This window comes from Luteimonas endophytica (genome assembly GCF_029887875.1).
In the GTDB taxonomy this organism is placed as follows: Bacteria; Pseudomonadota; Gammaproteobacteria; order Xanthomonadales; family Xanthomonadaceae; genus Luteimonas; species Luteimonas endophytica.
The window spans coordinates 1-11,523 of sequence record NZ_JARXRM010000028.1; the positions used below are offsets into that span (position 1 = coordinate 1).

The following is an 11,523-nucleotide window of genomic DNA, read 5'->3' on the forward strand; positions in this document are numbered from 1 at the left end:
TGTGATCTCTCAGTAGGTTGTTCATCCGGGGTGATCCCGGAACACTGGAGGTGCGACCCATTCAGCACCCCAGGAGCCCCGGATGAACCTGCATAAACATGCCCGTCTTACGCCTCGCGGTCGAGCCCTGCTTGTGGAACGGGTGATCGAGCACGGTCTTCGGGTCGAAGAAGCCGCCCACGCTGCGGGTGTGAGCACTCGAACGGCCTACAAGTGGTTGCGCCGCTTCCGCGAGGAAGGCCCGGGAGGGCTCCAGGACCGTTCGTCGCGCCCGCTTCGCTGCCCCAGTGCCACGCCGGCGCCGGTCGTCGAGCAGGTAGTCGCCCTGCGTCGCCAGCGGCGGACCTATCGCCAGATCTCGCTGGCACTGCCCGTCGGCCGGAGCACGATCGCGCGGCTGATGCGTCGTGCCGGTCTGCATCGACTGGCCGAGCTGGCGCCAGCGCGCCCGGACCACCGCTACGAGTACCCACAGGTGGGTGATCTGTTGCATCTGGACATCAAGAAGCTGGGCCGGTTCTGGCGCCCCGGACATCGCGTCACCGGCGCTCGCCAGGGCACTTCGGATGGCGCCGGTTGGGAGTTCGTCCACCTTGCCATCGACGACCACTCCCGGATCGCCTTCGGTACCGTCGAGAACGACGAACGTGGCACCAGTGCGTGCCGGGCGCTGCTGCAAGCGCTACGGTACTACCGCGGCCTTGGCATCACCTTCGCCCGGGTCATGACCGACAACGGCGCCTGTTACAAGTCCCGGCTGTTCCGCCGGCTCCTGCGCCGACTGGGCCTGCGCCACCTGCGCACGCGCCCCTACACGCCCCGTACCAACGGCAAGGCCGAACGACTGGTCCAGACCACATTGCGCGAGTGGGCTTACGCTCGCTCCTATGACAGCTCAGACCAGCGGCGCCAGGCCCTGCCTCACTGGCTCCATCAGTACAACTGGCATCGACCACATGCCAGCCTCGGCTACCGGCCGCCTATCAGTCGCCTCCAGCGTCCACTGAACAACGTCCTGGGTTTACACAGCTAGTCGTCGACTCGACGCAGTGCGGCAACAGTGTGATGTCATCTGAGCGGCAGACGCCTACCGCTTAGTACCCGCTCTTCGAGCGCGGAAACGGCCTGATTGCCCATTGCCGTACAGAGCTGCCATGTGGCTGCCGCCGATAACACACGGCCCCGGATTCGCGCCCCGGTCCACGGGAGATCACCGCATCTGGCACGAGCACGCGGCAGGCGCCCGCATTCATAGAACCATCCCCGAATGAAGCTTCCGGCGGGCGTCGAGGTGGAGGCGCCGGCTCCGTCTCACAAAATTGTGAGAATTGTCTCCCACGCGAAAGTTCCGCCCATGTGACAGCGCGGTTAACGAGGCTTTAAGTTTCGGCAGCCCGAAGCTACTATCGGGCTGCTTGCCGATTTTGGCGTCTGCCTTGACGCCACCGGCGGGTTCCAGGGGAAGACCTCAAACCATTCGGAGAGAGAGAGCGATGACACTGAAGACGAGCAAGCTCCGCGACGCGATCGTATTCGCGCTCGTGGTCGGCGCGACCTCCGTCGCAGGCACGGGCCTGGCGATGGCGCAGGATCAGGAGCAGGAACAGGCGGAAACAAATGCGGCGACCGAACTCGACGCGATCACGGTCACCGGCTCGCGCATCAAGAACCAGACTTTCACCGCATCCAGCCCCATCACGGAAATCAGCGCGGAAGAGTTCACGACCTTCGGCGCCACTACCGTCGAAGACCTGGTCAACCAGTACCCGCAGGTCGACCTGAGTTTCGACAACTTCGAGAACAACGGCGCCTTCGGCCACGCGACCATTTCGATGCGCGGCCTGGGCCCGGAACGCACGCTGACCTTGGTCAATGGCCGTCGCCTGCCGGCCAGCCGCAATGAAGTCGTCGACCCCTCCATCGTCCCCGCGGCAATGATCCGGCGCGTCGACATCCTTTCCGGCGGCGCCTCGGCGATCTACGGCGCGGACGCCGTGGCCGGCGTGGTCAACTTCGTGCTGGACGACAAGTTCGAGGGCGTCAGCCTCAACCTCGGCTATTCGGCTTACCAGCACGACAACGACAACGAGTATTGGCAGGGCCTCAACGAAGAGGCGGGCTACGAGGCCCCGAGCGGCAATTCCGGCTTCGACGGCATCAGCCGCAGCGCCGACATCGTGATCGGCGGCAGCTTCGCCGACAAACGGGGTCACGCGGTGGGTTGGCTGACCTGGCGCGAAAACGACGCCCTCTATCACGGCCAGCGCGACTATTCCCACTGCTCGGTGTGGTACGACGCTCCCCAGTGCGGCGGTTCCGGCACGGCCAACCCCGGTCGCTTCACGGTCAACCGCTGGGACCCTACCCTCGACGACGGGGCTGGTGGCGTCATTCCCTGGCCGCAGGGCACCGATGCGGACTACGTCTACAACGGCAGCGGGTACGAGAACGGCTTTTATGTGTACAACTACGCGCCGATCAACTTCTACCAGCGTCCGGACAAGCGCGTTACCGGCGGCTTCATGGGCAGCTATGAGATCAGCGAGTACTTCGAGCCGTATATCGAGGCGATGTTCCTCGAACGCAGCTCCGACATCCAGATCGCGGAATCGGGCGCTTTCGGCGTGCCGATCAACGTGGACTGTACCAATCCGCGGATCGGCACCCTGTGCGCCGACGCCGGCGTCGACACCGACATGGCCCGCATCACCATGTGGAAGCGCAACGTGGAAGGCGGCCCGCGCATCAGCATGTGGGACGACAACACCCACCGCATCACCGCGGGCGTGAGGGGCAACCTCTTCGACTCCTCCTGGGCGTACGATGTGTCGCTGGTGTCCGGCAAGACCAAGTCCATCGAAATCGGCAAGAACGACTTCCTGATCAGCAGGATCGCCGCCGCCGCACTGGGCTGCAACGACCCGGTCTATGGGACGTTCCAAGGCTGCCAGCCGTACGACATCTGGACCGACGACATCGATCCGGAAGCTGCACAGGCGATGGCCGGCACCAGCTTCAGCAGCTTCAAGACCAGCTACCGCGCACTCACCGCGGAAGCCAACGGCTACCTCGGCTGGGGATTTCCGGCCGCTGATGGCGAGGAAATCGGCCTGGCCGTCGGCATGCAGCGCAGCGACTACTCCTACTTCAGCGAATACGACTCCGACTCCGCCGCGGGCAACTTCGCCGGCGCCGGCGCCGCCAGCCTGCCGGTAGACGCCTCCAACACCGTGGACGAGTTCTTCTTCGAGGCCGCGGTGCCGTTTTACGTGGGCGACGGTGCATTCAATCGTCTCGATGCCTCACTGGGCTATCGCTATTCGGACGACGAAACCTCGGGCAACTACGACACCTACAAGTTGGGCCTGAGCAGCGTGTTCTTGGACAACAAACTGCTGGTGCGTGGCGGCTACAACCGCGCCGTGCGTGCCCCGGGGCTGAACGACCTCTACTACACGCAGCGCATCGCTCTGAACGCCGGCGGCACCGACCTCTGCGCCGGCCCGGACCCGTCCTACACTGCGGCCGAGTGCGCACTGACTGGCGTTCCGCTCGAAGCCTACGGCAACGTGCCGGCCAACCCGGCCAACCAGTACTTCAACGTGACCGGCGGCAATCCCAACCTGGCGCCGGAAGAGGCCGATACCTACACCATCGGCTTTGCCGTCGAGCCGATCGAGAACCTGGACCTGTCCCTGGACTGGTACAGCATCGAGATCGAGGGTGCGATCGGCGGCATCGGCTACAACACCATCCAGATCCTGTGCATGGAACAGCAACTGTACTGCGACCGGATCCACCGCGACGCACGCGCTGGTCAGTACGACCTGTGGGTGGGCCTGGCTTCGGATCCCGCGACCGGTCATATCAACAACCTGCCGGACAACATCGGCGTTTTCGAACGCACGGGTCTTGACCTGGCGGCGAACTATTCGTTCGACCTGGGGCCGGGCCGGTTGACCACCAACCTGGTGGGCAACTACGTCCTGAAGGACTTCACCCAGACGCTGGCCAGCGAACCGAGCACCGGTTACGACTGCAAGGGCTTGGTCAACGAAACCCGCCTCTGCCAGACGCCGAAGTGGCGGCATGTCGCCTCGGTGCGCTACGCGTGGGATCGCTACACCGCGGGCCTGCGCTGGCGCCACGTCGGCGGAATGGACTACGAGGACGTGGACGGCAGCCCGCTCGTGAGCGACGATCGTGTCATCTGGCTCGATGGTGGCGTGTCGTCCTACAACTACCTCGACCTGAACGGAAGCGCGTCCTTTGGCCAGGCTGTGATCTCGCTGGGCGTGAACAACGTGCTCGACAAGGAGCCGCCGTTCTCGGGAGACAGCGGCCTGTCCGCCAACGCCAACGCGCTGGGCGGCTACGATCAGGTGGGCCGTTACATCTTCGGCAGCATCTCGCTGAAGTTCTGATCCAGGCGACAAGCGTCGCAAGTAAAAGAAAGCGGCGGGCCACGGCCCGCCGCTTTTTTTGTTCTTCACCCAACTCCGAGGAAGGGCCCTGATCTTCAGGAAGAAGTAGGCGTCACGTGGCGGCCAACAAGGCAACGTTGGCGGCCAGCAGTTCTTCCAGCTTCAGCGCCTGATCGGCTGGGACGGACTGTCTTCTCGATACCCGAGCCGTGTCCGTCGGGCTCCGACGGAGAGCCTGCCCTTAACCGCCACTGCCGTCAGTGTATTGAATCCCCTTGCTATCCATTTCACGCACCATGTCCCTCGCCGCCCTCTCACGGGCCTCTCTTTGTTCTGGCGTGTAACAGATCCTTTTCCTCATCCGGCTACCGGTGACCTCCTCGTAGTGGCATACCTTGCCGCCTCTGTCCGGCGTGGCCGGCAACGGCGCTTGCGCGGCTTCGGGCGCGACTGCCGGCTCGGACCCTTCCTGCGCGGCCGACTGCCCGACCGCCAGCAGCCCGACGGTCACCATAGCGAGCAGCAGGTGGGGGTGACGCCCTCGACCTGGCTTATTGGCCGAGCGGGCGGGCGACAGATAGATGGAATAAGCGGAATCGACTGGCATGGCAGCATCCTTCAGGCTGGGATCCTGCAGCGAGAGGCAGCAGGAGGGTGGGATTATTGCCCAATATGCCACTAAAGCCCGGCCTTCGCGGATGAGCCGAAGTCCGGTGAGCGCTGGGCACCAGGACCAAGCCTCGTCCAGCCGCCGACCTGCTCCCCGCCTGCCCTGCAGAGGCGGGAAGCGCGCGGCATCGATGGTCGCACCTAGCTCTTTGGTTGCATATCGAAGGCGATGGTCAATCGTGGTTCCGGGGAGTGGAACGGGACAGTGCCGTGCCACATGTACGATGGGAACAGGGCCAGGTGACCGGGCTTTGGCTGGATGACCCGACGAGGCGCTAGGTCGAGATCAAGTTCCTCCAGCGGCTGCCCGAATTGGAGCCATCCGGCGCGAGATGAAATGTCCGACGCAAGCACGTCGCCGGGCAGCGCGACATAGAAGGCGGAGCTCGCCCAACCCTTGGCGTGGAAATGGTTGGAATGCCGCCCAGAGGATCGCAGTTTCACCGACCAAGATCCGACGAACCGCACACTGCGTTGCCTGCGCGAGAGGAACGGATGCGTTGCATCGTCCGGCAGGCCGGCCAGCCAGTTCTCGACTGTCTCGCGCAAAACCTCCTCCGCCGACCGTATGACGGCACCACCGCGTCCGAAAAGCTGCCCGGCCGTCTGCGTGCCGCCACGAACGCTTTGGTTCGCCGGTTCCCGGCTCGCGTTATGCATGGTTTCCAGCGTGGCAGCCAATGCTTGCAGGAACGCGGACAAGTCATCGAAACCCGCTGGCGGCACGACTTCGGCATAGCCCACCAGTCCTTGGTAGTCGCACAGCCAATGCTCGCGCTCATCCCCTGCCAGCCGCCATGCCGTGCCTAGATGGGTCCAGCCTTCCTGGTTGCACGGATCGATCGCGACCGATTTCTCTGCGCAATTCCTGGCCAGCTCGAAGTCTCGTGCACGAAACGCGTGACGCGCACGCGCATTCAGGAACTCCGGTAGCACGCCCAGTTCACCACGTGCCGCCGCGGCGTACAACGGCGCGGCTTGTTCGTGCCGCTGCAGTGCGTCCAGCGCCTCCGCGGCAAACCAGTTCAGCAATGCGTTGCCCGGCTCGCGCTTGCGCAATGGCTGCAGCACCGCCAGGGCCTCGTCCGCGTGCTTCGTCATCAACAGCGTTCGCGCGAAGGCTAGTTGCAGCGCACGGTTCTCCGGCTGAGCCCGCGCCGCCTCGCGAAACTCGCTCAGTGGATCTTCTTCCGGCGCGAGTTCCGCGCCGTTCTCCCACAGCAGATGGCTCAATGTTTCGTGAGCTGGCGGGTGCCCCGGGTGCACCGCGACGAGCTTGCGCGCCCCCGCCAATGCTTCCGCTGGACGGCCTACGTCGATCAACGCGCCATTAATGGCGTCCTGCAGATCGGGCCGGTCGGCGCTGCGTTGATGCAGTATTCCTTCGGCCCGCCGGAACGCGGCCAACGCCTCGCCGGCGCGCCCCAACAAACGCAGCACCACCCCCAGGTCGGTCCATGCAGACGCCTGCTCCGGCAACAACGCAAGCGCCTTGCGCAACACCGGCTCGGCCGCTTCCAATTGGCCTTGTACCCGCAACGCTTTACCGTGCCGGGCGAGGGACACGCCGTAATTGCGCGAGATCACGGCATTGCCCGGCAGCAAGGCCAATGCGTGTTCAAACGCCGCATTGGCTTGCTCCTGGCGGTCATTGCCTGCCAGGCACATGCCCAACAACTGCCACGCATCCGCTGCCTGCGGCGCCTGTTCGGTCAGGGTTTGGGCAATGGACTGAGCCTGCTCACGCTGCCCGGATCGCAACATCCCCAGAGCCCGCCTGAAGCGCTCTGCCTGCGCTGCATCCAAGGGCTGGCCGCGGAGCGCCGACACCTTGCGCTCACCGCGTGCGACGCACGCGCACGACCACGCCGTTCGGCATTACCAGGCGATAACCGCCGAATACGGCCTTGCGTACCTGCACGACATCGCCGGGCTGCACGTGGCCGCTGCTGCGCGACTCGGTTTGCGCCCAGACCTGTCCGTTCTCTAGCGTGAGGACGCGCTGCCCATCGCGACCGTGATCGACCTTGGCCACGCGGCTTTCGATTCTTTCCGGGTCGGCTTGTTCCATCGTCTGCCCCGGATTGAGCAACGGATCTCGCGGCTGGTCCAGGCCGAAATCGGCCTGCGCCTTGTCCGTTGCCGCCTGGAGTACATCCGGCGGCGGCGGGAACGCGTGATCGTAGCAGGCCAACCGTGCGGCGGGTTCGACCACGCCGGTGCAGGCATGAGTAGTCTGTTGCGCAGCCAGTGGCTGCGCGAACAACACAAGAAGCGAAAGCACGAGATAGCGCATCATCATCATCCAGTGGGCGGGGCAGCTAGGATAGCCTTCGGGATCAAAGCGAGTCGCTTGCGCTGCGCCATTCGCGTATCGCACCAGCCAGCGCCGTCGCCATGTCCCGCTCAGCCGGGCTGAGCAACGGATTCCACACGTCGAACATCAGGATCACGCGCACCTGATCGCTGTCGTTGCGGGCCTCGTGCTCGATCGTGTCGTCGAACACCCAACACTTGCCCTCGCGCCACTGCCGCCAGTCGAAGCCGACCCGATAACTGCACTTCTCCGGCACCACCAGCGGCAGGTGCGCCACCAGTCGCGCGTTCGTCTCGCCAGTGTGCGGCGGAATGTGCGCGCCGGGCGCCAGTGCGGAGAACATTGCGTTCGGGCACAAGCCGGGAATGTCCACCGAATCCACGAGCGCCAGCGCTTCTGCCGTGCGCGGGCAATGCGACAGATGCTCGTGCACCGGCTTGCCGTGGGCGTACAGGTGGAAGCCGCTCCAGTTGCGCGAGTGATTGAGCTTGTCCCACTGATTGACCGGATCGCCCGGTGCGTACTGGATGTACGGGACGAACTCCTCGCCGCGGCTGACGATCATCTCCTGCAACTCGGTCTTGATCGCATCAGTGCGCGATTCGAGTTCGGCCATCCACGGAAACAATGCGTCGTCATAGAACGTGAGCGCCGGCAGCCGCGGCACGTGCAGTTGGTTGCAGTGCGAATGGTAGGGCTGGGTGCGCCCCGCCAGGATCGATATCGCCTCGTCCCAGCGTCCCGCCGGTGACTGGTTCGCCGTGGCCCCCTTCCCGTCCACCCGCCCCCCCAGGTACTCGACGAGTTCCTGGGTGTCGCGCTCCACCGCCTCGCGCGCGTGCGCTAGCCGCCGCCGCAGCGCAGACGGCCATTCGGGCTCGGCCGGCGCGACCTTGAGCGCGTTGCGGAAGGCATCCGCCGCCATCCTGGATTTACGCTGTTGCTCGAAGAACTCGCCCTTTCCCAGCAGCGCCGGCAGGAAGTAGGGATCGATCTCGAGCGCGGCGACGATCGCGCCCCACTCCTGCTCGGGCCGCCCGGCTTCGCGATGGACCCGACCGATGGTCAGCAGGACCATCGGGTCCCGCGGCGCCTGCGCGCGTGCCTGCTGGAGGAACTCCAGCGCGGCCTGCGAGTCGCCGCGCTGGAAGGCGTGCACGCCCAGGCTGAAGAGTGCCTGCACGTTGCCCGGATCCAGTGCGTGCACCTGGCCCCACAGCCTTTCGGCCTCCTGCCAGCGCCCACCGGCTGCGGCGTCCCCCGCGGCGTCCACCAAAGACGGCAACTGCCTGTTCACGAACCTGTATCCGCATATTCGCCGGACCGGCGTGGGGCTATTCTATCGGCCCCCATATTCATGGGCCAGCGCGCCAATGGCTTTGTGCGGTCCAAGGGACCACGCCAGGAGACCCTCACGGGGCATTGCTGATCTAGCGGAACCGGCGTTGCGCCCTCGACTCCGGCATTCGTGACCGAGCTGTTGGAGATGTTCGAGGGAGAACTCCGGCCGAGCTTCCTTTATCGCATCCGCAGCTCGGGCGGAACCCGGTCGCCCAAGCTGTCGAAGAACCCGCCGATTTCCTCATACTCCCGTTGCCAACCATCGCTGTCGACGGCGAAGAGGGCTTCCATCGCCGCCGCAGACACGCACGCTCCACTGAAGTCGAGATCCCGCACATTCGGCACCCTGCCGATCGGCGTCTCGATCGCGCCGGCCCGGCCCTCCACCCGGCCGATGATCCATTCCAGCACCCGCAGGTTCTCGCCGAAGCCCGGCCACAGGAACTTGCCGTCGGCGTCCTTGCGGAACCAGTTGACGTGGAAGACCCTGGGCAGTCTGGCGCCGGACCGGTCGAACGACAGCCAGTGGGCGAAGTAGTCGCCGAAGTGGTAGCCGCAGAACGGCTTCATCGCCATCGGGTCCCGGCGCACCACGCCCACCTGCCCGGCCGCGGCCGCGGTGGTCTCCGAGGCCATCGCCGCGCCGACCAGCACGCCGTGGGTCCAGTCGCGCGCCTCGAACACCAGCGGCACGAGGGTGGCGCGGCGGCCGCCGAACACGATCGCCGAGATCGGCACGCCGCGCGGATCCTCCGCGCGAGGCGAGTACGACGGGCACTGCTTCGCCGAGACGGTGAAGCGCGCGTTCGGGTGCGCGGCCGGGCCGTTGGCCGGATCGTAGCGGCGGCCACGCCAGTCCAGCGCCGGCACGCGATCGTCCAAGCCTTCCCACCACGGCTGGTTGTCGTCGGTGACCGCGACGTTGGTGAAGATGGTATCGCGCGCGATCGTCGCCAGCGCGTTGGGATTCGATTTCGCGGAGGTGCCCGGAGCGACCCCGAAGAAACCGGCCTCCGGATTGATCGCCCACAGCCGGCCGTCTTCGCCGGGATGCATCCAGGCGATGTCGTCGCCGACCGTCCACACCTTCCAGCCCGCCTCGCGATAACCCTCGGGCGGGATCAGCATCGCCAGGTTGGTCTTGCCGCAGGCGCTGGGGAACGCCGCCGCGATGTAGTGGGTCTCGCCGCGCGGGTTCTCGACGCCGACAATCAGCATGTGCTCTGCCAGCCAGCCTTCCTGCCGCGCCTGCCAGGAGGCGATGCGCAAGGCGTGGCACTTCTTGCCGAGCAGGGCGTTGCCGCCGTAGCCCGAGCCGTAGGACTTGATGCTCAGCTCTTCCGGGAAATGCATGATGAAGCGGCGCCCCGGGTCCAGTTCGCCGAGCGAATGCAGCCCCTTCACGAACGTGGGATCGGCCCCGGCGCCGCCCGCCTGCAGCCCTTCCCGCTCGATCCGCGCCAGCGCCGCGGCTCCCATGCGGGTCATGATCCGCATGTTGGCCGCCACGTAGGGCGAGTCGGTGATTTCCACCCCGCAGCGCGCGAACGGCGAGTCGACCGGGCCCATGCAGTACGGCACCACATACATGGTGCGGCCACGCATGCAGCCTTCGAACAGCGCATCGATCTTGGCGTGCGCCTCGGCGGGCGCCAGCCAGTGGTTGTTGGGGCCGGCGTCGTCGCGCTCGCGCGTGCACACGAAGGTCAGGTGCTCCACCCGCGCGACGTCGTCGGGGTCGGAGCGATGCAGCCAGCAGCCGGGGTGGGTGCTCGGGTTGAGCGGCAGCAGGGTGCCGTCGGCCTGCATGCCCGCCAGCAGCGCGGCGTACTCGCTTTGGCTGCCGTCGCACCAGTGGATCGCATCGGGACGGGTCAGCGCAGCGACTTCGTCCACCCAGTCCTGCAGCGCCCGCAGGCGCGTCCCGGTCGCGGGAGCGTCCTGGTGCAACGGGGTGACTGCGTTCATGGAGGCTCCGGGGCTCGATGTCCCGGGACATTCTAGGGGCTGCGGCCGGCTTGTCTTGCTGCACCTGCACCATTGGTGGCGGCGCTGCGGGCGTCGCCCCGGCGCGGACCGCCGCGTTGCGACGCGGGTCGCACCACCGCGCCGGTTCGGCGGCTCAGCGCGGGATCAGCGTCGCCATGACGTGCTCGATGTATTCATCGAAGGTGTCGTGGTCGAGCCGAGACTGCGGCAGCTGCAGCGACAGCTGCAGGAAGCCGACATAGGCGGTATAGGCCAGGCGCGCACGGTGCTGCGCCTCGCTGCGACCCAGCCCGACCTGCCTGAACGAGGCGGTGAGGTATTCCAGCCGGCGCTCGGAAACGCGGCCGATCACCGGCTGCACGATCGGATGGTCCAGCGCCTGCAGCATGGCGCTGTAGATCGCATGCGACTTGATCTCGTGGGCGACCATCTGGATCAGCGCGCGCAGGCGCTCCTGCGGGTCCGAAATCTTCTCGAGGGCGCCGAACACGGCTTCCTGCTCGACGTTCTCCCAGCGCTCCAGCGCCGCCTGCAGCAGCGCGTCGCGCGAGGGGAAATGCCAGTAGAAGCTGCCCTTGGTCACCCCCAGGCGGCGCGCCAGGGGCTCGACCGCGACCGCGGCCACGCCCTGCTCGGCGATCAGGTCGAGCGCCGCCTGGGCCCAGTCGTCGGCACTGAGGCGGCCGCTGCGCTCCGGCGGTCTGGCGGCTTTCGGCTTGCCCGAAGCCGGGGCGGCGGCGGAAGTCATGGGGAGCAAGTGTATCCATACGCCGGGGTCGGGAA

General features: G+C 66.1%; 8 protein-coding genes. 2 read left to right on the forward strand and 6 right to left on the reverse strand.

Features of this window, described 5'->3' with window-relative positions; genetic code table 11:
* The first annotated feature begins 82 nt into the window (after positions 1-82).
* Together QFW77_RS07415 and QFW77_RS07420 are read left to right on the forward strand one after the other, a co-directional pair.
* Positions 83-1,033: an IS481 family transposase gene (locus QFW77_RS07415; protein WP_280573816.1), complete on the forward strand. Its 951-nt coding sequence runs from the start codon at positions 83-85 to the stop codon at positions 1,031-1,033.
* 460 nt (positions 1,034-1,493) lie between these two features.
* Positions 1,494-4,424, forward strand: coding sequence for a TonB-dependent receptor domain-containing protein (locus QFW77_RS07420; protein ID WP_280573818.1), 2,931 nt, complete (start codon positions 1,494-1,496; stop codon positions 4,422-4,424).
* Positions 4,425-4,665: 241 nt separating this feature from the next.
* Here QFW77_RS07420 and QFW77_RS07425 read toward each other — a convergent pair whose 3' ends face one another.
* The 6 genes from QFW77_RS07425 to QFW77_RS07450 all read right to left on the reverse strand — a co-directional run bounded on the left by QFW77_RS07425 (position 4,666) and on the right by QFW77_RS07450 (position 11,488).
* Complete coding sequence (locus QFW77_RS07425) at positions 4,666-5,031, reverse strand: hypothetical protein (RefSeq protein ID WP_280573819.1); 366 nt, start codon at positions 5,029-5,031, stop codon at positions 4,666-4,668.
* Between the two features lie 203 nt (positions 5,032-5,234).
* Entirely contained in the window at positions 5,235-6,923 is a 1,689-nt protein-coding gene (locus tag QFW77_RS07430) for a putative 2OG-Fe(II) oxygenase (protein ID WP_280573821.1), read from the reverse strand.
* Positions 6,924-6,930: 7 nt separating this feature from the next.
* Entirely contained in the window at positions 6,931-7,398 is a 468-nt protein-coding gene (locus QFW77_RS07435) for a hypothetical protein (RefSeq protein ID WP_280573823.1), read from the reverse strand.
* Positions 7,399-7,432: 34 nt separating this feature from the next.
* The gene (locus tag QFW77_RS07440) at positions 7,433-8,707 is read right to left on the reverse strand and encodes an aspartyl/asparaginyl beta-hydroxylase domain-containing protein (RefSeq protein ID WP_280573824.1); all 1,275 of its coding nucleotides are present in this window, start codon (positions 8,705-8,707) and stop codon (positions 7,433-7,435) included.
* A 221-nt stretch (positions 8,708-8,928) separates the two neighbouring features.
* Positions 8,929-10,719: a phosphoenolpyruvate carboxykinase (GTP) gene (locus QFW77_RS07445; RefSeq protein ID WP_280573825.1), complete on the reverse strand. Its 1,791-nt coding sequence runs from the start codon at positions 10,717-10,719 to the stop codon at positions 8,929-8,931.
* Between the two features lie 154 nt (positions 10,720-10,873).
* Entirely contained in the window at positions 10,874-11,488 is a 615-nt protein-coding gene (locus QFW77_RS07450) for a TetR/AcrR family transcriptional regulator (RefSeq protein ID WP_280573826.1), read from the reverse strand.
* Between the last annotated feature and the right edge of the window lie 35 nt (positions 11,489-11,523).